General features: G+C 71.4%; 23 protein-coding genes. 11 read left to right on the top strand and 12 right to left on the bottom strand.

What is annotated here, in order from left to right; all coding sequences use genetic code 11:
- Positions 1-49: 49 nt before the first annotated feature.
- The 6 genes from DB033_RS04125 to tkt form a co-directional block, all read right to left on the bottom strand.
- On the bottom strand, positions 50-1,036 hold the full coding sequence (locus DB033_RS04125; RefSeq protein ID WP_111765576.1) for a malate dehydrogenase: 987 nt from the start codon (positions 1,034-1,036) through the stop codon (positions 50-52).
- A 134-nt stretch (positions 1,037-1,170) separates the two neighbouring features.
- Positions 1,171-1,920 (bottom strand): 6-phosphogluconolactonase, encoded by a 750-nt coding sequence (gene pgl, locus DB033_RS04130; RefSeq protein ID WP_111765577.1) that lies wholly within the window; start codon positions 1,918-1,920, stop codon positions 1,171-1,173.
- Entirely contained in the window at positions 1,917-2,987 is a 1,071-nt protein-coding gene (gene opcA, locus DB033_RS04135) for a glucose-6-phosphate dehydrogenase assembly protein OpcA (protein WP_111765578.1), read from the bottom strand. Before opcA ends, pgl begins: the two co-directional genes overlap by 4 nt.
- Before the next feature lie 55 nt (positions 2,988-3,042).
- Positions 3,043-4,572 carry a glucose-6-phosphate dehydrogenase gene (gene zwf, locus DB033_RS04140; protein ID WP_111765579.1) on the bottom strand — a complete coding sequence of 510 codons (1,530 nt, stop codon included), beginning with the start codon at positions 4,570-4,572 and terminating at the stop codon, positions 3,043-3,045.
- Positions 4,573-4,690: 118 nt separating this feature from the next.
- A complete protein-coding gene (tal, locus tag DB033_RS04145) occupies positions 4,691-5,818 on the bottom strand; it encodes a transaldolase (protein WP_111765580.1) in 1,128 nt (375 codons plus the stop codon).
- 45 nt (positions 5,819-5,863) lie between these two features.
- A complete protein-coding gene (gene tkt / locus DB033_RS04150) occupies positions 5,864-7,975 on the bottom strand; it encodes a transketolase (protein ID WP_111765581.1) in 2,112 nt (703 codons plus the stop codon).
- Between the two features lie 310 nt (positions 7,976-8,285).
- Between tkt and DB033_RS04155 the strand changes: the two genes are divergently transcribed.
- Positions 8,286-9,317, top strand: coding sequence for a heme o synthase (locus DB033_RS04155; protein WP_111765582.1), 1,032 nt, complete (start codon positions 8,286-8,288; stop codon positions 9,315-9,317).
- Positions 9,318-9,367: 50 nt separating this feature from the next.
- A complete protein-coding gene (locus tag DB033_RS04160) occupies positions 9,368-9,727 on the top strand; it encodes a hypothetical protein (RefSeq protein ID WP_111765583.1) in 360 nt (119 codons plus the stop codon).
- Positions 9,728-9,903: 176 nt separating this feature from the next.
- On the opposite strand, the gene DB033_RS04165 is transcribed toward DB033_RS04160, so the two are convergent.
- From DB033_RS04165 to mptB, 5 genes are all read right to left on the bottom strand, one after another.
- Positions 9,904-10,707 carry a transglutaminase domain-containing protein gene (locus DB033_RS04165; protein ID WP_111767223.1) on the bottom strand — a complete coding sequence of 268 codons (804 nt, stop codon included), beginning with the start codon at positions 10,705-10,707 and terminating at the stop codon, positions 9,904-9,906.
- 131 nt (positions 10,708-10,838) lie between these two features.
- Positions 10,839-11,789 carry a COX15/CtaA family protein gene (locus DB033_RS04170; RefSeq protein ID WP_111765584.1) on the bottom strand — a complete coding sequence of 317 codons (951 nt, stop codon included), beginning with the start codon at positions 11,787-11,789 and terminating at the stop codon, positions 10,839-10,841.
- 55 nt (positions 11,790-11,844) lie between these two features.
- Positions 11,845-12,618, bottom strand: a complete 774-nt coding sequence (locus DB033_RS04175) for an ABC transporter permease (RefSeq protein ID WP_205843639.1) — start codon at positions 12,616-12,618, stop codon at positions 11,845-11,847.
- Positions 12,615-13,529 carry an ABC transporter ATP-binding protein gene (locus DB033_RS04180; protein ID WP_111765585.1) on the bottom strand — a complete coding sequence of 305 codons (915 nt, stop codon included), beginning with the start codon at positions 13,527-13,529 and terminating at the stop codon, positions 12,615-12,617. Before DB033_RS04180 ends, DB033_RS04175 begins: the two co-directional genes overlap by 4 nt.
- Complete coding sequence (gene mptB, locus DB033_RS04185; RefSeq protein WP_157970499.1) at positions 13,526-15,295, bottom strand: polyprenol phosphomannose-dependent alpha 1,6 mannosyltransferase MptB; 1,770 nt, start codon at positions 15,293-15,295, stop codon at positions 13,526-13,528. The genes DB033_RS04180 and mptB overlap by 4 nt, the downstream gene beginning before the upstream one ends.
- Positions 15,296-15,462: 167 nt before the next feature.
- Here mptB and DB033_RS04195 point away from each other — a divergent pair, with 167 nt between their 5' ends.
- From DB033_RS04195 to DB033_RS04235, 9 genes are all read left to right on the top strand, one after another.
- On the top strand, positions 15,463-16,236 hold the full coding sequence (locus DB033_RS04195) for a helix-turn-helix transcriptional regulator (RefSeq protein WP_111765587.1): 774 nt from the start codon (positions 15,463-15,465) through the stop codon (positions 16,234-16,236).
- A 154-nt stretch (positions 16,237-16,390) separates the two neighbouring features.
- A complete protein-coding gene (gene sufB, locus DB033_RS04200; protein ID WP_205843828.1) occupies positions 16,391-17,797 on the top strand; it encodes a Fe-S cluster assembly protein SufB in 1,407 nt (468 codons plus the stop codon).
- Positions 17,798-17,970: 173 nt separating this feature from the next.
- On the top strand, positions 17,971-19,155 hold the full coding sequence (gene sufD / locus DB033_RS04205) for a Fe-S cluster assembly protein SufD (RefSeq protein ID WP_420814046.1): 1,185 nt from the start codon (positions 17,971-17,973) through the stop codon (positions 19,153-19,155).
- A gap of 64 nt (positions 19,156-19,219) precedes the next feature.
- Positions 19,220-19,999, top strand: a complete 780-nt coding sequence (gene sufC, locus DB033_RS04210) for a Fe-S cluster assembly ATPase SufC (RefSeq protein ID WP_111765588.1) — start codon at positions 19,220-19,222, stop codon at positions 19,997-19,999.
- Positions 19,996-21,354, top strand: coding sequence for a cysteine desulfurase (locus DB033_RS04215; RefSeq protein ID WP_111765589.1), 1,359 nt, complete (start codon positions 19,996-19,998; stop codon positions 21,352-21,354). The genes sufC and DB033_RS04215 overlap by 4 nt, the downstream gene beginning before the upstream one ends.
- A gap of 5 nt (positions 21,355-21,359) precedes the next feature.
- A complete protein-coding gene (gene sufU, locus DB033_RS04220) occupies positions 21,360-21,935 on the top strand; it encodes a Fe-S cluster assembly sulfur transfer protein SufU (RefSeq protein ID WP_111765590.1) in 576 nt (191 codons plus the stop codon).
- Positions 21,932-22,372 (top strand): iron-sulfur cluster assembly protein, encoded by a 441-nt coding sequence (locus tag DB033_RS04225; protein ID WP_111765591.1) that lies wholly within the window; start codon positions 21,932-21,934, stop codon positions 22,370-22,372. Before sufU ends, DB033_RS04225 begins: the two co-directional genes overlap by 4 nt.
- Before the next feature lie 258 nt (positions 22,373-22,630).
- Positions 22,631-23,161: an SRPBCC family protein gene (locus DB033_RS04230; protein WP_111765592.1), complete on the top strand. Its 531-nt coding sequence runs from the start codon at positions 22,631-22,633 to the stop codon at positions 23,159-23,161.
- Between the two features lie 58 nt (positions 23,162-23,219).
- Positions 23,220-24,236 carry an LLM class flavin-dependent oxidoreductase gene (locus DB033_RS04235; protein ID WP_111767227.1) on the top strand — a complete coding sequence of 339 codons (1,017 nt, stop codon included), beginning with the start codon at positions 23,220-23,222 and terminating at the stop codon, positions 24,234-24,236.
- A gap of 549 nt (positions 24,237-24,785) precedes the next feature.
- Here DB033_RS04235 and DB033_RS04240 read toward each other — a convergent pair.
- Positions 24,786-26,099, bottom strand: coding sequence for an alkaline phosphatase family protein (locus DB033_RS04240; RefSeq protein WP_111765593.1), 1,314 nt, complete (start codon positions 26,097-26,099; stop codon positions 24,786-24,788).
- Positions 26,100-26,102: the final 3 nt, after the last annotated feature.

A 26,102-nucleotide genomic window follows, 5' to 3' on the forward strand; every position in this document is an offset into this window, starting at 1 on the left:
GGACGGGGGCGGCGGCAGGGTCAGCGGACGACCCTACCGCCGCGACCCGTCAGACCAGACCGAGCTCGCGGATGGCCTTGCGCTCGTCCTCGAGCTCCGCGACGGACGTCGCGATGCGGCCCTTGGAGTAGTCGTCGATGGTCAGACCCTCGACGATGGACCAGTTCTGGCCGTCGCTGGTGACCGGGAACGACGAGATCAGGCCCTCCGGCACGCCGTAGGAACCGTCGGAGACGATGGCCGCCGAGGTCCAGTCACCCTCCGCGGTGCCGTGCACCCAGGTGTGGATGTGGTCGATCGCGGCATTGGCCGCCGACGCCGCCGACGACGCCCCGCGGGCCTCGATGATGGCCGCGCCGCGCTTGGCGACGGTGGGGATGAAGGTGTTCTCCAGCCACTCGAACTCGACCTGCTCGGCGACCGGACGGCCACCGAACTGCGCGCGGTACAGGTCGGGGTACTGGGTCGCGGAGTGGTTGCCCCATACGACCATGTTGGTGATGTCCTCGACCGACACGCCGAGCTTCTTGGCCGCCATCGACTGCGCGCGGTTGTGGTCGAGCCGCATCATGGCGCTGAACCGCGACGCCGGGATGTCGGGGGCGTTCTGCTGGGCGATCAGCGCGTTGGTGTTGGCCGGGTTGCCCACCACCAGGATCTTGACGTCGTCGGCGGCGCCGGCGTTCAGCGCCTGTCCCTGCGGCTTGAAGATGCCGCCGTTGGCGGCGAGCAGGTCGCCACGCTCCATCCCCGGACCACGGGGACGGGCGCCGACCAGCAGCGCCACCCCGGTCCCGTCGAACGCCTTCGTGGCGTCGTCGGTGATGTCGATGCCGGCGAGCAGCGGGAACGCGCAGTCGTCGAGCTCCATCGCGGTGCCCTCGGCCGCCTTGAGGGCGGGGGTGATCTCGAGCAGGCTGAGCTGCACCGGGGTGTCCGGGCCCAGCATCTGCCCCGACGCGATGCGGAACAGCAGGGCGTAGCCGATCTGGCCGGCTGCGCCGGTGACCGTGACCTTGACGGGGGCCTTGCTCATGGTCCTCCTCCTTGAGGCAAAACGAGATTGCCTGGATCGCGAATGGTGATGCACCGCAACGGGAGTCGCGACGGTTGTCCGGTCACCTCGACGGCGGCCGGCGGTGTTCGACGTGCCTGGTACCGATCAGCATGTCAGGCGATGGGAGCCCGAAAAACCGACGAGGGCAACCTCACAGCCGACTCCCGGTCCATCAGCCACAGCGTCCGGGCGGTACCGACGGCGCCGACGGCCGGGACGGCGACCTCGCCCGCCCCGCCCAACGCCATCGCCACCGCGTCCGCCTTGGCCGATCCGCCGGTGACGACCCACACCTCGGTGGAGGTGCGGATCGTCGGCAGGCTCAGGGAGATCCGCACCGGCGGCGGCTTGGGGGAGTTGCGCACCGGCAGCGCGGTCCGGGTGTCGTACACCCCGGGATGCTCGGGGAAGATCGACGCGACGTGACCGTCCGGGCCCATCCCGAGCAGGGTGACGTCGAAGGTGCCGTGCAGGTCGACGAGGTCGGCGTAGGCGGCCGCGGCCGCATCGACGTCGGCACCGAACGGGCCGTCGGACGGGGCCATCGGATGCACCCGCGACGGATCGACCGGAACGTGGTCGAGCAGCGCCTCCCGGGCCTGCAGCTCGTTGCGCTCGGGGTCGGCGGAGGGCACGAAACGCTCGTCCCCCCAGAAGATCTCGACCCGGCGCCAGTCGACGGCGGCGCGGCTGCCGGACTCCCGGATCTTGGTCAGCAGCCCGATGCCGATGGTGCCGCCGGTGAGCACCACCGAGGGGATCCGGCCGGCGGCCTGCAGGTCGACCAGCTTGGTCACCAGCCGGGCGGCGGCGTCCGCGGCGACGTCGTCGGACGTCGGCAGCAGCACCAGTTGCGGGGTCACGACGCGGCCGCCGTGGTGCCGGACTTGCGCGACCGCGAGCGTTTCGGCTTGCTGGTGCTCTCCGGGTCGGCGCCGTCGGTCTCCAGCGGCGCCGGCAGCGCCGGGCGGCCGTCCGCCTTGCGTGCCGTCCGCCGGGTGGCGCCGCGGTCGTTGTCCAGCACCAACGGGATCCCCTTCACGAGCACCTCGTGGTAGACCTCGTCGGCGTCCAGCCGGCGCAGCTCCTCGGCGATGCAGTCCCGCAGCCCGCGGCGCGGCAGCGACAGCTGCCGGTCCGGCTGGTCCGGCGTGGACAGCGTCGCGGTGCTGTCCTCGTCGCGGCTGAGCACGATGTCGCCCGACCGGCGGGTCAACGTCACACTCTGCATGCCGGCGCCGGCCTTGGTCTTGCGCCGGGTCACCGGGCACTTCAGCCGCATCGCGAGCCAGCCGGCGAGCAGATCCGTCGACGGGGAGTCCGACGCCCCCTCCACGACCGCCGAGGTGATCGTCTCGAACGGCGGCTGGTCCAGGGTCGAGGCCAGCAGGCCCCGCCACAGCGTGAGCCGCGTCCAGGCCAGGTCGGTGTCACCCGGCTGGTAGGACTTCTCGCGCTCCAGCAGGGTCGCGTGCGGCCGCTTGGACGACGCCGCATCGGTGATCCGCCGCTGCGCGAGCGCGCCGATCGGGTCCTCGGCGGGCACCGCGGGCTCCGACACCGGCCACCAGGCGACGACCGGTGCGTCGGGCAGCAGCAGGGGCAGCATCACCGAGGCGCCGTGGTCGACGAGTTCGCCGAACAGCCGCAGCACGATGACCTCGCTGGCGCCGGCGTCGCCGCCGACCCGGATCTGGCCGTCCAGCCGGGGCGTGCCGCGGCGACCGCCGCGGGCGATGACGATGACCCGGCAGGGGTGCTCGAACGACGCCTCGTTGGCCGCGCGGATGGCGTCCTCGGACACGCTCTCGTCGGTCACGATCACCATCGTGAGCACCCGGCTGGTGGAGACCATGCCGCCGGATTCACGCAGGTCGACCAGCTTCTTGTTGATCGCGCCGGTCGTCGTCGCGGGGATGTCGATGATCACGTGCGGGATCCTCTCGTGCGCGGGGCGGCAACCGGGGTCGGCCGTGCGGGTGCGGTCACGGACGGCGCCAGACGCGGCCGTCGCGGGCCATCATGGCGTCGGCCGACGGCGGGCCCCAGGTGCCGGCGGGATACTGCTCGGGCTGCTTCTTCGTCCGCGCCCAGGCCTTCTCGATCGGGTCCAGGATCTTCCAGGACAGCTCGACCTCCTCGTCCTGCGGGAACAGCGACGGCTCGCCCAGCAGCACGTCCAGGATGAGCCGCTCGTAGGCCTCCGGGGACGCCTCGGTGAACGACTGGCCGTAGGAGAAGTCCATGTTGACGTCACGGACCTCCATCGACGGACCGGGCACCTTGGAGCCGAAGCGGATGGTGATGCCCTCGTCCGGCTGCACCCGGATGACCAGCGCGTTGGCGCCGAGCTCCTCGGTGTCGTTGGACGAGAACGGCAGGTAGGGCGCCCGTTTGAACACGACGGCGATCTCGGTGACGCGGCGGCCCAGCCGCTTGCCGTGCCGCAGGTAGAACGGCACCCCCGCCCAGCGCCGGGTCTCGACGAGGACCTTGATGGCGGCGTAGGTCTCGGTGGTGGAGTCGGGCGCGATGCCGTCCTCCTCGAGGTAGCCCAGCACCTTCTCGCCGCCCTGCCAGCCGCCGGCGTACTGGCCGCGCGCGGTGGCGGCGAGCAGGTCCTTGGGCAGTTGCACCGAAGCCAGGATCTTGGCCTTCTCGGCCCGGATGGAGACCGGGTCGAAGGCCCGCGGCTCCTCCATCGCGGTCAGCGCGAGCAGCTGCAGCAGATGGTTCTGGATGACGTCACGGGCGGCGCCGATGCCGTCGTAGTACCCGGCCCGGCCACCGACACCGATGTCCTCGGCCATCGTGATCTGGACGTGGTCGACGTAGTGGGAGTTCCAGATCGGCTCGTACAGCTGGTTGGCGAAGCGCAGCGCGAGCAGGTTCTGGACGGTCTCCTTGCCCAGGTAGTGATCGATGCGGAAGACCGACTCGGTGGGGAAGACCGAGTTCACCACGGCGTTGAGCTCGCGGGCACTCTTCAGGTCGTGCCCGAAGGGCTTCTCGATGACCACCCGGCGCCACTCGTCGGGGGAGTGCTGGGACAGCCCCGACCGGTTGAGCTGGTTGCACACCACCGGGAAGGCCCCCGGCGGGATGGAGAAGTAGAAGGCGTGGTTGCCGCCGGTGCCGCGCTTGGCGTCCAGCTCGGCCAGGGTCGCCTTGAGGTTGTCGAACGCCTCGTCGTCGTCGAAGGTGCCCTGCACGAAGCGGAACCCCTCGGCGAGGTGGCGCCACACCGGCTCGGAGAACGGCGTGCGGGCGTACTTCTTGACCGCGTCGTGCACGATCGCGGCGAAGTCCTCGTGGTCCCAGTCGCGACGGGCGAAACCCACCAGCGAGAAGCCCGGCGGCAGCAGCCCCCGGTTGGCCAGGTCGTAGATGGCCGGCATCAGCTTCTTGCGGGAGAGGTCGCCGGTGACCCCGAAGATGACGATGCCGGACGGCCCGGCGATGCGTGGCAGGCGCTTGTCACGCGGGTCGCGCAACGGGTTCTTGGTCACCGGCATGGCGGGTATCGGGTTTCCTCTCGATCAGGTCTGCGCCGGTGCGGCGCAGGTCCTTCCAGGGGTGGAGCTGCCGGTGGCCCGGCGGGACACCGCCGGGCCACCGGATGCCGCGGACGCGTCAGGAGCCGCTCGACGCCTTCTCCAGGGAGGTGCGGACGGTGGCCACCAGCTCGTCCCAGGACACGACGAACTTGTCGACGCCCTCGTTCTCGAGCACCGTGAACACGTCGTCGAGGTCGACGCCGACGGCCTGCAGATCCGCGAAGACCTGCGCGGACTCCTCGTACGTGCCGTGGATGGTGTCACCGCGGACGACGCCGTGGTCGGCGACCGCGTCGATGGTCTTCTCCGGCGCCGTGTTCACCGAGTCGGGCGCGACCAGCTCGACGACGTAGCGGGTGTCGTCGTAGGCCGGGTCCTTGACCCCGGTGGAGGCCCACAGCGGACGCTGCTTGTTGGCGCCGGCGGCCTCCAGGGCCGTCCACTCGTCGGACGCGAACTTGGTCTCGAAGAGCTGGTAGGCCAGCCGGGCGTTGGCGATGGCCGCCTTGCCCTTGAGGGCCTTGGCCTCGTCGGTGCCGATGGCGTCCAGCCGCTTGTCGATCTCGGCGTCCACGCGGGAGACGAAGAACGAGGCGACGGAGTGCAGCTTGGAGATGTCCTCGCCGTTGTCCTTGGCCTGCTTGACGCCCTCGATGTAGGCGTCGATGACGGCCTCGTAGCGCTCGAGGGAGAAGATCAGCGTCACGTTGACGCTGATGCCGCCCTTGAGGGTCTCGGTGATCGAGGACAGGCCCTCGACGGTGGCCGGGATCTTCACCAGCAGGTTCGGCCGGTCGACGATCTTGTAGAGCTCCTGGGCCTGCGCCGAGGTCTTGAGCGAGTCGCGCGCGATGCCCGGCTCCACCTCGATGGAGACGCGGCCGTCGCGGCCGCCGGTGGCCTCGAACACCTCCTTGAACAGGTCGGCGGCGTTGCGCACGTCGTCGGTGGTCAGGGTGCGGATGGTGTCGTCCAGGGTGGAACCCTGCTTGGCGAGCTCGGCGACCTGCGGGTCGTAGGCCTCGCCCTTGGACAGCGCGGCGGCGAAGATGGACGGGTTGGTCGTGACGCCGGAGATGTGCCTGCTCCCGATCAGCTCGGCCAGGTTGCCGCTGGTGATCCGGTCGCGGGACAGGTCGTCCAGCCACAGGGAGACACCGGCGGCGGTCAGGTCGGCCAGGGGTTCGGTCTTCTCAGTGCTCATGTGCGTGCTTCTTCCTTCTGCGTTGCCGCGGCTGGGGGCTGGGGATCAGCCGGCGGCCGCGAGGGAGGTCTGGGCCGCCGTGACGGTGGCCTCGGTGGTGATGCCGAATTCGCGGTAGAGCGTCTGGTAGTCCGCCGACGCCCCGAAGTGTTCGATACCCACGTGCTGCCCGGCGTCGCCGATCCAGCGGTACCAGGGCTGGGAGATGCCGGCCTCGACGGAGACGCGGGCACGGACGGCCGGCGGCAGCACGGAGTCGCGGTAGGCCTGGTCCTGCTCGGCGAACAGGTCCATCGACGGCATCGAGACGACGCGGGTGCCGATACCCTGCTCCTGCAGCGCCTTCCGGGCCTCGACGGCGATCTGCAGCTCGGAGCCGGTGCCGATGAGGACGACCTGCAGGTCGCCCTCCGCTTCGTACAGCACGTAGGCGCCCTTGGCGACGCCCTCCGCGCTGGTGCCCTCGAAGACCGGCACGTTCTGCCGGGTGAGGCAGATGCCGACCGGTCCGCCCTGCGGGTCGATGTGCCGTTCGAGGATGGTCTTCCAGCAGTAGGCGGTCTCGTTGGCGTCGGCCGGGCGCATCACGGTGAGGTTCGGGATGGCCCGCAGTGCGGCGAGGTGCTCGACCGGCTGGTGGGTGGGGCCGTCCTCGCCCAGACCGATGGAGTCGTGCGTCCACACGTAGGTCGCCGGGGCCTTCATCACCGAGGCCAGGCGCACCGCGCCGCGCATGTAGTCGGAGAACACCAGGAAGGTGCCCCCGTACGGGCGGGTCGGGCCGTGCACCGCGATACCGGTCAGGATGGCGCCCATGGCGTGCTCACGGATGCCGAAGTGCAGGGTCCGGCCGTAGGGGTTCGCGTCCCATTCGTGGGTGGCCGCCGCGGTCGGGCCGAACGAGTCGGCGCCCTTCATCGTGGTGTTGTTGCTCTCGGCGAGGTCCGCCGAGCCACCCCACAGCTCGGGCAGGGTGTCGGCCAGCGCGGCCAGGATCTGCCCGGAGGCGGCGCGGGTGGCGATGCCCTTCGCGTCGGGCTCGAACGACGGCAGTGCCGATTCCCAGCCTTCCGGCAGCCGGCGGTCGTGCAGCCGGTCCCAGAGCTGCTTGCGCTCCGGGTTCGCCGTGGCCCAGGCGTCGAAACGCTCCTGCCAGCCGGCCTTGTTCTTGATGCCCTTGTCGACGGTGGCCCGGGTGTGTGCGAGCACCTCGTCGCTGACCTCGAACGTCTTCTCCGGGTCGAAGCCCAGAACGACCTTGGTCGCGGCCACCTCGTCGCCACCCAGCGCCGAGCCGTGGATCTTGCCGGTGTTCTGCTTGTTCGGGGCGGGGAAGCCGATGACCGAGCGCACCTCGATGAACGACGCCCGGTCGGTGACCTTCTTGGCCTCGTCGATGGCGTTCATGATCGCTTCGACGTTCTCGGCCCCGTCGACCACCTGCGTGTGCCAGCCGTAGGCCGCGTACCGGGCGACGGTGTCCTCGGAGAGGGCGATGTTGGTGTCGTCCTCGATCGAGATGCGGTTGGAGTCGTAGAAGACGATCAGGTTGCCCAGCGCCTGGCGGCCGGCGATCTGGGAGGCCTCCGAGGTGACGCCCTCCTCGATGTCGCCGTCGGAGCAGATGACGTAGATGAAGTGGTCGAAGGGCGATTCACCGGGAGCGGCGTCCGGGTCGAACAGACCGCGCTCGCGGCGGGCGGCCATGGCCATGCCGACAGCCGAGGACAGCCCCTGGCCGAGCGGGCCGGTGGTGATTTCCACCCCTTTGGTGTGCCGGTGCTCGGGGTGACCCGGCGTGAGCGAGCCCCAGGTGCGCAGCGCCTTCAGGTCGTCGAGTTCGAGACCGAGGCCGTGCAGGTACAGCTGGATGTAGAGGGTGAGGCTCGAGTGGCCGGCGGACAGGACGAACCGGTCCCGGCCGATCCACTGGTCGTCCTCCGGGTCGGTGTCCATCACCTTGGAGAACAGGGTGTAGGCCAGTGGCGCCAGCGACATGGCGGTACCGGGGTGGCCGTTGCCCACCTTCTGCACGGCGTCCATGGCCAGCACCCGGACGGTGTCGACCGCGCGGGTGTCGAGCTCGGTCCAGTCGGCGGGGTAGTGCGGTGTGGTGAGCTCGGCGATCTGCTCAGCGGTGTAGTTGGCGGCAGCCATCAGGGTGTCTTGCTCCTCAACAGGCAGGGCACTCCCGGGCCGGCTTCCCGAGCAGCGCACACGGATCTTGCGTGAGTGAGCCTAGACGCACCAGGGCGGCCCGGACGCAGCGGGGCGACGACGAGTGAGCGTTAACATCCGCACGTCGTACGCTCGTGGGCCGACGGACGGGCCGGGCCGTCGTCGTCCCCGCGGCCGGTCCGCCCGGCCCCGGTCGCCGCCACGACCTAGGATGGACAGTCGGGGCCCACTCGCGGCGCCGATGGTTTCGTCCCACCCGTCCCACCACGTCACACGAGGAGCGGCCAGCGTGCGTCCGGCAGCAGAGTCCGAGGCCCAGGACCCGGTCGGCGACCGCACGGCAGGCGACACCGTCGCGACCGTCCGTGGTGCCGACCCGGTCGGCGGTACCGACGACGTCAGCGTCGCCGCCACCGCCAAGGGCGGCTGGAAGGCCACCGTCGGCGCGTACGTCGGGTTGACCAAGCCGCGCATCATCGAGCTGCTGCTGATCACCACGGTGCCGGCGATGATCGCCGCCCAGCGGGGCGTCCCCTCGATCGGGCTGGCCCTGGCCACCCTGGTCGGCGGCACGTTGGCCGCCGGCTCGGCGAACGCACTGAACTGCGTGGTGGACGCCGACATCGACGCGATCATGCGGCGCACCCGCGGCCGGACGCTGGCCCGGCACCTGGTGCCGACGCGCAACGCACTCGTCTTCGGCATCGTGCTCGGCCTCGCCGCCGTCGGCTTCCTGGCCGCCACGACCACCTGGCAGGCCGCCGTGCTGGCACTGGTGGCGATCCTGTTCTACGTCTTCGTCTACTCGATGTGGCTCAAGCGCCGGACCAGCCAGAACATCGTCTGGGGCGGGCTGGCCGGATGCATGCCCGTCATCATCGGCTGGTCGGCCATCACCGGCGGCATCGGCTGGCCCGCGTGGGTGTTCTTCGGCGTCATCTTCTTCTGGACGCCGCCGCACACCTGGGCGCTGGCCATGCGGTACAAGGCCGACTACGCCGCCGCCGGGGTGCCGATGTTGCCCGTCGTCCGGCCGCACACCGAGGTCGTCCGCCAGATCGTGCTCTACAGCTGGGCCATGGTGGTCTGCTCGCTGCTGCTGATCCCGGCCTCGGGCTGGATCTACCTCGCGGTGGCGGTGCCGACCGGACTGTGGTTCCTGGCCGTGGCGCACCTGCTGCACAAGCGGGTGGCCACCGGGGTGGAGGCCAAGCCGATGGTGCTGTTCCACCTGTCCAACGCCTACCTGACGTTGATCTCGGTGGCCTGGGCGGTCGACGCCGCCCTCTCGCTGCCGGTGCTCGGCTGGCCCTGGCACTGAGCTGTCCACCTCGCTGACCGCACCCATCTGCTGACCTGGAGGACCGACCCGTGGGACTCGACCCGGCTCTCCCGCCTCCCGCCCCCGGCGAGGACGTCGACGACGCGGCCGCGCGCCACGAGGCCCAGGTGGCCCGGGCGATGAAGCGCGCGTCCACGCGGCTGCGGGCGCTGTCGGACCGGCACGGGGAGGGCAGCGTCGCGCTGGCCAACATGGGCTCCCGCGGCGTCCGGATCGTCTACGTCGCCGGTGACGGCACCTGGGGCGACGTGGTGGTGCCCACCGTGGCCGCCGCCGACCAGGTCTGTGCCGAGGGGGGCTGGCCGATCAGCGGCTGGGACACGGCCACCACGCAGCGCATCGCCCCGTCCGCAGCGGACCGCCGTCGGATGGCGGGCACCGGACGCTGAGGCCGGACCGCCACCGGACGGCCGGCACCGGACGCTGACCTCGGACCGCCGCCGGACGGCCGGCGCCGGACGTCGAGGCCGGCCCTTCCGGGTCCACCGCCGGGCGTCGGCCTGCGACGCCGGTGCGGAGCCGGGTCCGGTGCCTCAGTGGTCAGTGAGTGAGTCAGTGCAGTGGGTCAGCGCAGTGGGACCAGGGAGTCCAGGTCGTCCACCGGCAGCTCCCCGTCGACCACCGCGAACACCTCCGACCGGTCGAGCACCACGGAGCCGCCGTTGCTCGACATGAAGGCGGTGTCAGCGGCGTCGCGTCCGGTGGCGATGCGGACCAGGGTCTGCCGCGGGGCCAGCAGCGTCGCGTCCAGCACCTGCCAGCGGCCCCCGAGATCGGCCTCGACGACGGCGTGGAAGTCCATCGGGGCGCAGCCGGGCGCGTAGACGGCGACGACCCGGGCGGCCATCCCGCGGGCCCGCAGCATCGCCGCCACCAGGTGCGCGTAGTCCCGGCAGACGCCCGCCCCGAGGTCCATCGTCTGGCCGGCGCCGTCCATCGGTCCGCTGCTGCCGGGGACGTAGGACAACGCGCCACCCACCCACGACGACACGGCGGACAGCAGCCGAGCCGGGTCACCGACGCCGCCGAACAGCTCACCCGCCACGTCGTTGAAGCGGTCGGACTCGACGAACCGGCTCGGCCGCAGGTACTCCCACACCTCGGCCGCGGTGACCGGTACGGGATCGGCGCGACCGGTCACAGTGGCCTCGTAGCGGATGCTCAGCCGCCCGGCCGGCGCCCGCAGCAGATGCATCCGCGTGCCGGTGTGGGTGCGGGTCTCGGTGACCGGCAGCGGCCGGCCGTCCAGGGTGACGACGAGTCCGTCGCGGACGGTGAGGCCCGGCGACGGCGCCACCGCCACCTGCAGCGCGACGTCGGACGACTTCTCGACGGTCGCGTCCAGGGCGGTGGCGACGGAACGGGTCAGCGGCACTGCGGAGGGGCCTTCCGGCTGCGGGGCGGCGGGACCGCAGGACGACGGACGCGCCCGCGGGTGGTGCTGCCGGAGTCTGCCCGGTCCGCGTTTCCGTCCGATGACGGCGGGCCGGGAGGGTCCCGTCAGGCCGGTGTGGCGGCGGTGCGGGTGCGGGTGGCGAAGAGCATCCGGACCGCCGCGGTGACCAGCAGCACCGCGCCGGTCACGTGCAGCACGACCAGCACCTCCGGGACGCCCAGCTGGTACTGCACGATGCCCAGCGCGCCCTGTGCGAGGGTGACGCCGACGAGCACCCACATCCGGCGGCGCAGCACGGCCGGGGCGTTGATCGCGACCAGCGCCACGCCGAAGGCGACCAGCAACCCGAGGTAGGTGAACATCAGGTCCGCGTGCACCTGCGCCAGGCCGCGCACCGACAGGTCCAGGCGCGCCGTGGCGGAGTCGCCGGCGTGCGGGCCCGCCGCGGTGACCAGGGTGCCGACCACGCACAGCAGCAGCAGCACGCCGCAGGTCGCCCAGGCCAGCAGGTGCAGCGGACGGGGCACGGTCGCCACGACCGGCCCGTCGCCGGTCTCACCGAGCCGCTGGTGGACCCACACCGCCACCGACAGCAGCCCCAGCGAGAAGAGCATGTGGGGTGCGACGGTCCACCAGGCCAGCCCGAACAGCACCGTGATGCCACCCCAGACGGCCTGGAAGAGCACCAGTGCCGGCAGCGCCGCCGCCAGCCACACCAGCGACCGGCGACGCGGACGGGCCCGCCAGATCAGCAGGAACGTGCCGAGCGACGCCACGAGCACGACACCGGTGAGCGTCCGGTTCCCGAACTCGATGAGCTGGTGGAAGGTCGAGTTCTCCTCCCGGATGACCGGGACCAGCGAGCCCGGGTGGCACTCCGGCCATGTCGGGCAGCCCAGCCCGGAGCCGGTGACCCGCACGACGGCGCCGGTGACGGCGATCGCGGCGTTGGTGATCACGGCGGCCAGCGCGAAGCCGCGCTGCAGCCGGTGCGACGGCCGCCAGCCGTCGAGCCCGGTGGTGCGGGGGATCGGCGGGGCGTCTCTCACTGCCATGCGGTTCGGGCTGCCTTCCGTGCGGGATGGGGGTGGCGGCTCCCGGAACCGGGGATCACTGCCACTTGAACCACTGTAGGGTCGCCGCCCACGCGGCCACCCCCCACGCGGCCAGGACCAGCAGTGACACTGCCGACGGTGCGCGGCCGTCGGTGAGCACGGCGTGCAGCGCGGCCGACAGGGCACCGGCCGGGGTGGCCTCGCCGACGACGGCGAGCCAGTCGGGTCCGGTGGTCAGCGGCACGACGACGCCGCCGAACGCGACCTGGACGATCCACAGCAGGTTCGCCAGCGCCAGCACCAGTTCGGCCTTGAGCAACCCGCCGAGCAGCAGCCCGAGACCGGTGAACACGGCGGCGCCCAACAGGATGACCGGCAGGGCCAGCACCGCCGAGGCGGTCGGCCGCCAACCGAGCGCGAGGCCGATCACCCCCAGGATGACCACCTGACCCGCGACGACGCAGCCGACGGCCGCGGACTTGCCGGCCAGCAGGGCGCCCCGCGGCACGCCGGCGCCGATCAGCCGCTTGGTCACCGCGTACCGGCGGTCGAAGGCCGTGGAGATGGCCAGTGACGTGAAGCCGGTGCTCAGCACCGCGAGGGTGACCACCCCGGCCAGCACGGTGCCGACTCGCGGCGCGGGCAGCTCCACCAGGGTGACCAGCGTCAACCCGATGAGGGCGGCGATCGGGATGACCAGCGCCAGCAGCAGCTGCTCGCCGTTGCGGACCAGCAGGCGCAGCTCGAAGGCCGTCTGGGCGCCCAGCATCCGGCGGACGGGAGCGGGCCCGGGGCGCGGACGGAAGGTGCCGGGCGCGAGATCGGTCACGAGCGCACCTGCCGGCCGGTCGCCGCCAGGTAGACGTCCTCGAGACCGCGGCGGCCGATGGCCAGGTCGGTGGCGAGGATGCCGGACTGCGCGCACCACGCCGTCACGGTCGCCATCATCGCCGGGGTCACGGCACCGTCGATGCGGTAGTGCCCGGGGCGCGGCTCGCCCAGCAGGTAGCCGTCCGGGAGGGCGTTGCGCAGTCGGCTGAGATCCAGACCTCCGGTGGCGTTGAAGGTCAGGTGTTCGTCGCCGGCCACCAGCTCCGACACCGAACCCTGGGCGACGACGCGGCCGGAGTCGACGATGACGACCTGGTCGGCCAGCAGTTCGGCCTCGTCCAGCAGATGGGTGGTGAGCAGGACGGAGACACCGTCGGCGCGGGCCGTCCGCAGCAGGTCCCACACGAGGTGCCGGGCCTGGGGGTCCAACCCGGCGGTCGGCTCGTCCAGGAACAGCAGCTCCGGGCGGCCGACCAGCGCCATCGCCAGGTTCAGCCGTTGGGCCTGCCCGCCGGACAGGCGACGCACCGGGGTGCGGGCGGCGGCCGTGAGCCCGAGGGTGTCCAGCAGCCAGTCCGGGTCGTGGGGGTCGGCGCTGCACGCCGCCACCAGCCGCAGCATCTCGCCGGCGCGGGCCGAGAGGTGCGCGCCGGCGCTCTGCAGCATCACCCCGATCCGGGGTCGCAGGCGGGCCGCGTCGCCCCAGGGATCCAGGCCGAGCACCCGCACGGTCCCGGCGTCGGGACGGGCGAAGCCCTCGCAGATCTCCACGGTGGTGGTCTTGCCGGCTCCGTTGGGGCCGAGCAGCGCCAGCATCGTGCCGGCCTCGACGGTCAGGTCGAGCCCGTCGACGGCGGTCAGCGCACCGTAACGGCGCACCAGCCCCCGCACCTGTACCGCCGCTGTCATGTCTGTCCTCGTGATGGTGGAGCGCTCGCGCTGTGGTGATCCGGACCGGGGGGCGTGACCTCGGCGTCCGGTGCCGGTGGGATACCCGGTCCGGGGTCCGCCGCGGCGGGGCCGCGGACGGGGATTCGTCGCCCGGCGGCGCTGGGATGGCGCAGCCGGGCCAGCTTCGCCGACGCCATCAGCCACCGGTCCCACTCGCTGATGGGGATCAGCCGCCGCCGGCGCAGCAGGTACCAAGCCGCCACGGCGACGACCGCGGCCGCCAGCGCCGCCTGCGCGATGATCAGCGGCCGGATCACCGAACCGCTGGGCATGATCATCACCGACAGCGCCATCGTGATCGCCACGGTCACGTCGCGGTACCGCGCCACCGCGGTGGACGCGGCGAGCGGCAGCGCCGCCCACAGCAGGTACCAGGGCTGCACCACCGGCGACAGGATGACGAACAGACCGATCGCCACCCCGAGTCCGAGGACCGGGTCGAAACCGCGCCGCCAGCAGCGCCAGAGCACGTACCCGGCGAGCACGGTACCCACCACGGTGCCCAGCGGGTGCAGCACGTCGAGCACGCCCTCGGTCTGGTCGCCGAGCCCGAGCAGGGTGCCGGCGGCGCCGGTGACCACGCTGACCGCGGTGGTGACCGACAGGAAAGACCGGATCAGACCGGGCGTGTTCAGCGCCGCCAGCCACCCGACGCCGACCCCGGCCAGCAGCGTGAGCAGCGCGAACGTCCCGACGAAGACGGCTCCCACCCGCAGTCCCCAACGCCACAGGTCCTTCCAGGCGCCGCCGGCCCGCAGGGCCAGCGCGACCACCAGGAAGGCAAGCGCCAGGCCCGCGGTGGCCTTCACCCCGACCGCTCCGGTGAGCAGCACGGTGCCGAGGATCACCGACCGGTCCAGGGCCACCACCAGGCCGGCCATCATCATCCCGATCATCAGTGCCTCGTTGTGCGCACCCGCGACCAGGTGGAACAGCACCAGCGGGTTCAGGGCGCCCAGCCACAGCGCCGAGATCGGGTCCACCCGGCTGCGGCGCGCCAGCCGGGGCAGCGCCCACACGATCAGCGCCACCCCGATCAACTCGACCAGCCGCTGCAGCAGCACGGCGAGGATGACGTGTGAGCCGCTGACCCCGACGATCGCCCGGGCGATCAACAGGAAGGCCGGGCCGTACGGCGTCGCGGTGTGCTGCCACTTCGCGTCGACCTGGTGGGCGAAGGCGTCGCCGTCGCCGAGCACGTCCAGCGGGCCGGAGTCGTAGGGGTTGAAGCCCAGCGACATCATCTTGCCGACGGCCAGATAGGAGTAGACGTCGCGGGAGAACAGTGGCGGCGTGACCAGGAACGGCACCGCCCACATCGCCAGCGTGTGGGTGAGCTGCGGGCGGGTCAGCCGGCGGATGCGCCCGGGCGTGGTGAGCCGGCCGAGCAGGTACCAGGCGAGGACGACGAGACCCATGCCGGCGTAGGAGACGGCCAGCGACGCCGGCCCCACCCGGGACAGCAGCCCGATGATGCGCAGCCCGTCGACCGGGTTCGGAATGGGGTTCGCGGCCCCGTAGGAGGACACGGAGCCGACCGCGATCAGCAGCGCACCGGTCGTGCCGGTCTGGCGCAGCACGCGGAGCTGACGCAGCTCCTGGGCGTCCAGATGTGTCTCGTCGGCGCGGGTGACGGTGGCGGTGGCGCCGGGGTGGGCGGCATCCGGGACGCGGCCGCGGGGTGCGCCGGGGCCGGCGGCGGCCTCGGCGCCCTGGGTGCTCACGGCTGCAGTCTATGGTCGTCGCGCCGCCCGCCGGCCGGTGAGCAGAGGCGTCTGACCGGCCGGGACGGACCTCCGCGCGGCCCGCCGGTGGCCGTGCGTGGCGAACGGAACACCGATCGTGGGTGGCCGGCTTTGAAGTCGCCGGGGAAATACGACACACTGGTGTTGTGAATATCGCCGCGACGACCCGACCCGGGGCCGACCGCCCCGGTGCCGCCGTCGCGCCCGCCGCCGGTGCTGCCGGTGCTGCCGGTACCCGTGACGCCGTCGTGCAGCTGGTGCTGTCGCAGGGGCCGGTCACGGCGGCGGCGATCGCCTCGACCCTGCATCTGTCCGTGGCGGGTGTCCGCCGCCATCTGGACGCCCTCGAGGCCGAGGGTGCGGTCTCGTCCCGTCTGCAGCAGACCTTCAACCCGCGGGGCCGTGGCCGACCGGCCCGGGTGTACGTCCTCACCGAGGCCGGCCGCGCCCGACTGCCGCACGCCTACGACGACCTCGCCGTGCAGGCCCTGGAGTTCCTCGCCGAGCAGGGCGGGGTCGACGCGGTGACCGCGTTCGCCCGCCGCCGGGCCGAGCGGATCGTGGCCGGCCGCCGCGCCGACCTCGACGCCGCCCCCGACGTCGCGGGCCGGGTCCGTGTCCTCGCCGGCGCCCTCACCGACTCCGGGTACGCCGCCTCGATCGAGCAGGTCGGCGCCGGCAACCAGCTGTGCCAGCACCACTGCCCGGTGGCCCACGTCGCCGAGAAGTTCCCGCAACTGTGCGAAGCGGAAATGAACGTCTTCACCGAGGCGTTGGGAACCTATGCGCAGCGGCTGGCCACCATCGCCCGCGGCGACTCGTTCTGCACGACCTTCGTCCCCACGCAGGGCGCCCGCACCGTCGCGGCGCTGCCCATGCCGGAGGTCGTCCGCCGCACCCCTGTCCTCACGGACTCCTGACCAGATTCATCTCCCGCAGTCCCGCACCACCCGCAGTACCGGGCCCAGCCGCCGCCATGCCCGGTGACCACAGATGGAGGATCACCTGATGACCGCCGATCTCACCGACGCTCCCGTCGTCGCTTCGCCCGATACCGCAGTCGTCCCGGCCAAGATGACCCAGGACGAGACGATCGACTCGCTGGGCAACTACGCCTTCGGCTGGTCGGACTCCGACGCCGCCGGCACGAACGCCCGTCGTGGCGTGGACTCCGACGTCGTCCGCAACATCTCCGCGCTCAAGAGCGAGCCCGAGTGGATGCTGGCCAAGCGGCTCAAGGGCCTGGAGTTGTTCGAGAAGCTGCCGATGCCGACCTGGGGCAGTGACCTGTCCGGCATCTACTTCGACACCATCAAGTACTTCGTCCGGTCGACCGAGAAGCAGGCGGCGACGTGGGAGGACCTCCCCGAGGACATCAAGAACACCTACGACAAGCTGGGCATCCCGGAGGCCGAGAAGCAGCGGCTCGTCTCCGGTGTCGCCGCCCAGTACGAGTCCGAGGTGGTCTACCACCAGATCCGCGAGGACCTGGAGAAGCAGGGCGTCATCTTCCTGGACACCGACACCGCGCTGCGCGAGCACCCGGAGTTCTTCGAGGAGTATTTCGGCTCGGTCATCCCGGCCGGTGACAACAAGTTCTCCGCGCTGAACGCGGCCGTCTGGTCGGGTGGCTCGTTCGTCTACGTGCCGCCGGGGGTCCACGTCGACATCCCGCTGCAGGCCTACTTCCGCATCAACACCGAGAACATGGGCCAGTTCGAGCGGACGCTGATCATCGTCGATGAGGGCGCCTACGTGCACTACGTCGAGGGCTGCACCGCGCCGATCTACAAGTCCGACTCGCTGCACTCCGCGGTCGTGGAGATCATCGTCAAGAAGGGCGGCCGGTGCCGCTACACGACCATCCAGAACTGGTCGAACAACGTCTACAACCTGGTCACCAAGCGCGCCAAGGCCGAAGAGGGCGCGACCATGGAGTGGGTCGACGGCAACATCGGCTCCAAGGTCACCATGAAGTACCCGTCGGTGTGGCTGACCGGTGAGCACGCCAAGGGCGAGGTCCTCTCGATCGCCTTCGCCGGCGCGGGCCAGCACCAGGACACCGGCGCGAAGATGCTGCACCTGGCGCCGCACACGTCCTCGACGATCATCTCCAAGTCGGTGTCGCGTGGCGGCGGGCGCACGTCCTACCGAGGCCTCGTCCGGGTCAACCCCGGCGCGCACCACTCGAAGTCGTCGGTGCAGTGTGACGCGCTGCTGGTGGACAACATCTCCCGCTCCGACACCTACCCCTATGTCGACGTCCGCGAGGACGACGTGCAGCTGGGCCACGAGGCCAAGGTGAGCCGGGTCAGCGAGGAGCAGCTGTTCTACCTGATGTCGCGGGGCCTGACCGAGGAGGAGGCCATGGCGATGATCGTCCGTGGCTTCGTCGAGCCGATCGCCCGGGAGCTGCCGATGGAGTACGCGTTGGAGCTCAACCGGCTCATCGAGCTGCAGATGGAAGGGTCCGTGGGCTGATCGTGGCCGCACTGCCCGGATCCACCCAGACCGCTGACGCCGACCGCGCAGCACCGAGCACCGAGGATGTCCCCAGCGTGAGCACCAGTACCGAGAGCGTTCTCGGCGGTTCCCTCGTCGTCGAACCCGACGGCGCGGACACGGCCGCCACCGCAGCCGATGCGCCGAACGGCCTGACCGAGCACAGCCACGTCGGTGGCCGCACGGTCAACCCGTCGGCGACGCCCGGCGCCCACATGACCCGCGTCGTCTCCACCGACCTCGCCGATCACCCGGTGCCGACGGCCAAGTTCGAGGCCTGGCGGTTCACCCCGCTGCGCCGGCTGCGCGGCCTGCACGACGAGGCCCCGCTGACCGGCCGCGCCGGCGTGGACTTCGAGATCGAGATCGACGCCCCCGAGGAGGTGTCGGCGGTGTCGCTGGCCGGCGCCGCCGCGGACTGGGTACGCGGCTCGTCGGGGGAGCACCCCGTCGACCGGCCGGCGGCCCGCGCCTGGAACGCCGCACCGGACGTCTTCCTCGTCGACATCCCGGCTGAAACCGTGGTCACCCAGCCCATCTCGGTGGTGTTCCGCGGCCTGTCGGCCGAGAACGCCGCCGCGGCGCACCTCGTCGTCCGGATCGGCCACCACGCCTCCGCGCAGGTCACGGTGACCTACGAGGGCAGCGCCACGCTGACCGAGAACGTCGAGATCGTCGTCGGCGACGGCGCGAAGCTCACCTACGCCTCGGTGCAGGAGTGGGCGCCCGACGCGGTGCACCTGAGCCACCACCGGCTGCGGGTCGGCCGGGACGCGACCCTGACGCACAGCGTCCTGACCTTCGGCGGCGACCTGGTCCGCATCTTCGCCACCGGCGCCTACGACGGCCCCGGCGGCGACATGGAGATGCTCGGGCTGTACTTCGCCGACGCCGGTCAGCACCTGGAGCACCGGCTGGTGCTCGACCACACCGCTCCGAACTGCAAGAGCCGCGCCTACTACAAGGGTGCGCTGCAGGGCGCGAGCGCACACACCGTGTGGGTCGGTGACGTGGTCATCCGGCCGGACGCCGTGGCCACCGACACCTACGAGATGAATCGCAACCTGCTGCTGACCGACGGCTGCCGGGCGGACTCGATCCCGAACCTGGAGATCGAGACCGGCGAGATCGTCGGCGCCGGGCACGCCAGCGCCACCGGGCGTTTCGACGACGAGCAGCTGTTCTACCTGCTGTCGCGCGGCATCCCCGAGGAGGTGGCGCGCCGCCTGGTGGTGCGTGGCTTCTTCTCGGAGGTCCTGGGCCGCGTCGGCATCCCGTCCGTCGTCGAGCACGTCAACGAGATCGTCGAGCGCGAGCTCGAGATCGCCGGGATCTGACCGTCCCCCGGGCCGCCGCCCACCGTCGTCGCTTTCACACCTTCTTTCTGGGAGTACACCGCACATGGCCACACTGGAAATCCGCGACCTGCACGTCTCGGTCCTGACCGACGAGGCGCCGAAGGAGATCCTGCGCGGCGTCGACCTCACCATCAACAGCGGTGAGACGCACGCGATCATGGGTCCCAACGGCTCCGGCAAGTCCACGCTGGCCTACTCGCTGGCCGGTCACCCGAAGTACGAGATCACCTCGGGTTCGGTCACCCTGGACGGCGTCGACCTGCTCGAGCTGAGCGTCGACGCCCGCGCCCGCGCCGGCCTCTTCCTGGCCATGCAGTACCCGGTCGAGGTGCCCGGTGTCTCGATGAGCAATTTCCTGCGCGCCGCCGCCACCGCCGTCCGCGGTGAGGCGCCGCCGATCCGCAAGTGGGTCAAGGAGGTCAAGGGCGCGATGGGCGACCTGGGCATCGAGAGCGAGTTCGCCGACCGCAGCGTCAACGAGGGGTTCTCGGGCGGGGAGAAGAAGCGCCATGAGATCCTGCAGCTGGGTCTGCTGCGGCCGAAGTTCGCCGTCCTCGACGAGACCGACTCCGGTCTCGACGTCGATGCGCTGCGCATCGTCTCCGAAGGGGTCAACCGCTACAAGGCGACCTCGGGCGAGACCGGCGACGCGGTGGGCGTGCTGCTGATCACGCACTACACGCGCATCCTGCGCTACATCACCCCCGATTTCGTGCACGTCTTCGCCGCCGGCCGCATCGTGGAGTCCGGCGGGGCCGAGCTCGCGGAGGAGCTGGAGACCAACGGTTACGTGCGGTTCACCGGAGCCGGCGCGTCCGCATGACCGTCGCCTACCGTGACCCGGCGGCCGATGGGGTCGCCGTCCAGCCTCCGTCGTCGGGCGTCGGCGACACGGTGGCGGACCTCGCGCTCGACATCGCGGCCATCCGCGCCGACTTCCCGATCCTGGAGCGCACCGTCCGGGACGGGAAGCCGCTGATCTACCTCGATTCCGGCGCCACCAGCCAGCGCCCGGTCGGCGTCATCGACGCCGAGCAGGAGTACGTCACCACCTCGAACGCGGCGGTGCACCGTGGCGCGCACCAGCTCTCGGAGGAGGCCACTGACGCGTTCGAGTCGGCACGCAGCCGGATCGCGGCCTTCGTGGGCGTGACCAACCCGGACGAGCTGATCTTCACCAAGAACGCCACCGAGAGCATCAACCTGGTGGCCTACGCCTTCGGAAACGCCTCGTTCGTCCCGGACACGTCGTCCGGGCGGAGGTTCGCGCTGGGGGTCGGTGACGAGATCCTGGTGACCGAGATGGAGCACCACGCGAACCTCGTGCCGTGGCAGGAACTGTGCCGCCGTACCGGGGCGACGTTGCGGTGGATCCCGGTCGGCGCCGACTTCCGGCTCGACCTCACCGATCTGGACACCCTGATCAACGACCGGACCCGGGTGGTGGCGTTCACGCACCAGTCCAACGTGCTCGGCACGGTCAACCCGGTGCGCCGGCTCGTCGACGCCGCGCACGCGGTGGGTGCGCTCGTGGTCCTGGACGCCTGCCAGTCGGTGCCGCACATGCCGGTGGACTTCTACTCTCTCGGTGTCGACTTCGCGGCGTTCTCCGGCCACAAGATGCTCGGCCCGTCCGGGATCGGTTGCCTGTACGGCCGTTTCGAGCTGCTGTCGGCGATGCCGCCGTTCATCACCGGCGGCTCGATGATCGAGCAGGTCTTCATCGACCACGCCACCTACGCCCTGCCGCCGGCCCGCTTCGAGGCCGGCGTCCCGATGACCAGCCAGGCCGTGGGCCTGGGGGCCGCGGCGGACTACCTGTCCCACCTCGGGATGGACGCCGTCGCCGACTGGGAGCACCGGCTCACCGCGTTGGCGCTGCAGGAACTCTCGGCCGTCGACGGGGTCCGCATCATCGGTCCGGCCGACACCACCGACCGCGGCGGCGCCGTGTCGTTCGTGGTGGACGGCGTGCACGCGCACGACGTCGGGCAGATCCTGGACGACAGCGGCATCGCCGTCCGGGTCGGGCACCACTGTGCGTGGCCGCTGCACCGGACCTTCGGTGTGCAGGCCACCGTGCGCGCGTCGTTCGCGGTCTACAACACGCCCGACGAGGTGCACGCGCTGGTGGCCGCCGTCCGCGAGGCGCAGCGTTTCTTCGGGACCGGGAGCTGACGGCCGTGCAGATGCAGCAGCTCTACCAGGAGATCATCCTGGACCACCACAAGCACCCGCATCACGCGGGTCTGCGGGATCCGTTCGGCGCTGAGGTGCACCACGTCAACCCGACCTGCGGTGACGAGGTGACCCTTCGGGTGCGGCTGGAGGGCGACGGTCGCGAGGCGAAGGTGCTCGACGTGTCCTACGACGCGCTGGGCTGCTCGATCTCGCAGGCGTCGACGTCGGTGATGACCGACCTGGTCATCGACCGGACGCTCGGCGAGGCGTTGGACGTGCTCGGCGAGTTCACCACGATGATGACGTCGCGCGGCACCCTGGAGGGTGACGAGGACGTGATCGGCGACGGCATCGCCTTCGCCGGTGTGTCGAAGTACCCGGCGCGTGTGAAGTGCGCGCTGCTGGGCTGGATGGCTTTCAAGGACGCTGCCGCGCAGGCGGCAGCAGACGACACCGCTGCCGCGCAGGCGGCAGCAGACGACACCGCTGCCGCGCAGGCGGCAGCAGACGACACCGCTGCCGCGCAGGCGGCAGACCAGGGTGCTGCCGTTCCGGCAGCCGTTGCGGAGGAATCATGACCGAATCTGTCGTCGAGAACGGCACAGACCGGAGCGGTCGCGGCGCGGCCGATCTGGACGCCGTGACCACCGACGCCGACGCGCTGGTCGCCGGACCGGCCCGCGGGATGACCGACGAGCAGGTCGACGAGGTCGAGGAGGCGCTGCGCGACGTCGTCGACCCCGAGCTGGGCGTGAACATCGTCGATCTCGGGCTGGTCTACGACCTGGCCCTGGCCGACGAGAAGCTGACCATCGACATGACGCTGACCAGCGCGGCCTGCCCGCTGACCGACATGATCGAGGACCAGATCAGCGCCGCGCTGACCGGCCCGGACTCGACCACCAGCCTGGTCAAGGATTTCACCATCAACTGGGTGTGGCTGCCGCCGTGGGGCCCGGAGCGGATCACCGACGACGGCCGCGACCAGCTGCGGGCGCTCGGCTTCAACATCTGACCGTCGGGGCGCTCACGGCCCGCTCCCCGGCAACGATCCTGCTTCCTGCGACTGCGCCAGCAGTCGCGGGAAGCTCTGTCGTTCGCGGGAGGGTCGCGGCGCGGCCGGCAGTGGTGTCGGAGCGCACCGCGGCGCCCTGACCGCGCGGCACCTCCCGCATCTCGACCACCCGGGGGAGACGCCCATTCCGTTCGTGGACGCTGGAATGACACCCTGGCAGCCGGCGCACTCCCGCGCGCCGCGAGTGAGGGAGAGACGTTGAGTCACACCGACGACCGCAGCCATCACGAATCGGTCACCGTCCAGATGCCGGCCGACACGTTGTACGACCTGGTGTCCGACGTCACCCGCACCGGCGAGTGGAGTCCGGTCTGCACGGCCTGCTGGTGGGACGACGGTGCCGAGGCCGGGACGGTGGGCGCCTGGTTCACCGGGCGCAACCAGGTGCCCGACCGGACCTGGGAGACCCGTTCGCTGGTCGTGGCGGCCGAGCGTGGCCGCGAGTTCGCTTGGGTGGTGGGCGGCGATCTCGTCCGGTGGAGCTTCACGCTCACCCCCGCCGGGACGGGCACCACCCTCACCGAGACCTGGGACTTCCTGCCGGCCGGGATCGCCCGTTTCCACGACCGGTACGGCGACGAGGCCGACGCGCAGATCCTCGACCGCACGGAGCAGGCCTTCGCGGGGATTCCCACGACGCTCGCCGCGATCAAGCGGATCGCGGAGGCGGCCCCCGCCGCGCCCGACGAACGACCGGCGGGCCGCCTCGACGACGAACGCCCGGGCTGATCCGATGATCGGGGCCGTGGGCCGGAAGGATCCGCGGCCGGTCCGTGTTGACCTGGGTATGACTTCGTCCTTCGCCGCTCGCCCCCGCCTGTCGATCCTGGACCTGGCGCCCATCACTCCCGGTCAGACCGCCGCTTCCAGCTTCGAGAATTCGGTGGCGTTGGCCCGCGCGGCCGAGCGGCACGGCTACGAGCGGGTCTGGTACGCCGAGCACCACAACATGGCCACCATCGCCTCCAGCGCGACCAGCGTGCTGATCGGCTACGTGGCCGGCCGGACCTCGACCATCCGGCTCGGCTCCGGCGGGATCATGCTGCCCAACCACGCCCCGCTGGCCATCGCCGAGCAGTTCGGCACGCTCGCCACCATGTACCCCGGCCGGATCGACCTCGGCCTCGGCCGCGCCCCCGGCAGCGACCAGGTCACCATGCGCGCGATGCGCCGCGACCCGTCGTCGGCCGACCGCTTCCCCGACGACGTCCTGGAGCTGCAGGGCTACCTGAGCGGGGAGTCCCGCGTACCCGGCGTCCAGGCCACCCCCGGCGCCGGCACGGACGTGCCGCTGTACATCCTCGGCTCCTCGATGTTCGGTGCCCGGCTCGCCGCCGCGTTCGGCCTGCCCTACGCCTTCGCCTCGCACTTCTCGCCGGGCCTGCTGCACCAGGCCGTGGCGCTGTACCGGCGGGAGTTCACCCCGTCGGCACAGCTCGCGTCGCCGTACGTCATCGCCGGCGTCAACGTGATCGCCGCCGCGTCGACCGACGCCGCGCAGCTCCAGTTCGAACGCACCCGGCGCAACCTGGTGCGGGGCTTCATCGCCCGGTCGGCGGGCGACGCCCAGTACCCGGACGACCAGATCGACGCCTTCCTGACCACGCCCGAGGGCGCGCAGATCGCCTCGATGCTCCGCTACACCGCCGTCGGAACCCCGGACCAGGTGCGCGACTACCTGACGTCGTTCGCCGACGAGGCTCAGGCGGACGAGCTGATCATCGCCCACCAGTCCATGCAGATCGACGACCGCCTGGAGTCGGTGGCGCTGACCGCCGGAGCAGTGCTCGGCGTCTCCGTCTGACCGGCCGGTGACGCGTCGGCCCGGCCCGCCCGGTCAGCACCGACGTCCGCACCGCCGCCCCGAAGGGTCTCGGACCTCGACCGGTGTGATGTCGTCTCCGGCGACGCGTCCACCGTGGCCGTCACGCGGAGTAAGGCTGCCTTCTGTCGTCGACCTGTGATCGGTCGTGGCCGTCGAAGCGGATGAGCTGACAGCGCTCGGGACGACAGCCATCAGCCGGCCGCGGGTCGAGTGGGTGTTGGATGCCGATCCGTCAGTCCGGGCGGTCGGGATCTGCGACCCGGCCCGTGGTCGAGCACCTCACGCACCTCGGCGGTCTGTCCGGTTCGGTCGACCCACCGCGGCTCAGCCACCTGATCGGTGAGTCGTCCGGGCCGCTCTGACCGACACCGGCGTGCCCGACGGCACGTGCCTGACGAGGCCTTGGCGTTCCGGAAGCCGGTCAACCCTCCGGGAGCGACCAGCAGCGAAGCAGTCGGACGGGGGACGACCGGGCCCCGGATTCGTCCGTGTTCCGGGTGTGGGTCGTCCGGGACTGACGGGCCGGCGTCAGCGGGGGATCGTGGTGAACGGCCCGGTGAGGGCATACCCGTCGTAGCCGCCGGTGGGCGCCCGCAACCCGAAGATCGTGCCCACGGTCGGAGCGATGTCCATGGTGCGCACGCGCTGGTCGACGACCCGGCCCCGTCGGACGGCCGGATGTCCGCCCGACACGAGGAACGGGATCGGCTCCGTTGCGGGGTGGCCGTGATTGCCCGGGATCGGATTGGACAGCGGGGTGGGGTCGGTGAACCGCCAGCCCAGTCGGCAGTACGCGACGAGATCACCGGCCCGGTTGTCGAGACGCAGGTCCGACGGGGTGTGCAGGGACAGCACACCAGGGTGCGCGCCGACGAGCCGTCGGACCTCGGCCAGCGCGGCGGTCCGACGCGTGGACGAGCCGACCCAGTACAGCAGGTCAGCGCCCCCGTTCTGGGCGATCCGGAGATCGGCCAGCAGATCGGGGCGGGTCTGCAGGATCCGGTCGACGGAGACGAAGCGGTTCGGGAGCGACCAGTCCATGGAGTGATCGGCCAGCACCATCAGCACCGATCGTTCCCAACGGCCCGTGGTCTTCAGGTGGTCGACGAAACGGCCCACCTGCGCGTCGGTGTCGATGAGAGCCGCGGTTCGGGCGGCCCGTAACGTCGTCCCGGTCAGATCGCTGTGCCCGACCCGGTCGGTGTCGCCCAGGTTGACGAACACCAGGTCCGGGTCGACGGAGTCGACCATGGCGATGAGGGCGTCGGTGGTGGCGACGTCGGGGGCGTGCCCGGTGATCGGCAGCAGCGGGAACGGCTCCCACCGGGTCGTCGCGCGGGTCCCGAAGATCCCGAACAGGTACTTCTTCGACAACACCGACCCCGTGGTGCGTCCGGTGGCGGCGACCCGGTCCAAGAGGGTGGGGAACTTCAGGTCCGACGCGCGGTCCAGATCCCGGACGACGTTCTCCACCCGGTCGAACACGGCATTGGCGGGCACTCCGGACCGGTCGGGCCGGACCCCGGTCATCATCATCACGTGGTTGGGGATGGTCTCCATCACCGGCAGCGAGCGGGCGTTGGTGTACCAGGTGCCCGCGGTGCGCAACCGGTGCAGGGTGGGCGTGAGGACCGGCCCGATCTCATCGGGTCGGGTGCCGTCGACGACCACGACGTAGACCCGCACCCCGGCGCCGGCCTGCGCGGCCGCAGCGCCCACAACCGACGTGGACAGCAGGACCGCCGCGCCACCGGTCGCGGCGACCCGGAGGAACCGCCGCCGCTGTGGGTCCGCCGGCCCGTGGTCGTCGCCGGTCGGCGGCAGCGGTGTGGAGGGGTTCATCGT

Source organism: Nakamurella deserti (assembly GCF_003260015.1).
In the GTDB taxonomy this organism is placed as follows: domain Bacteria; phylum Actinomycetota; class Actinomycetes; order Mycobacteriales; family Nakamurellaceae; genus Nakamurella; species Nakamurella deserti.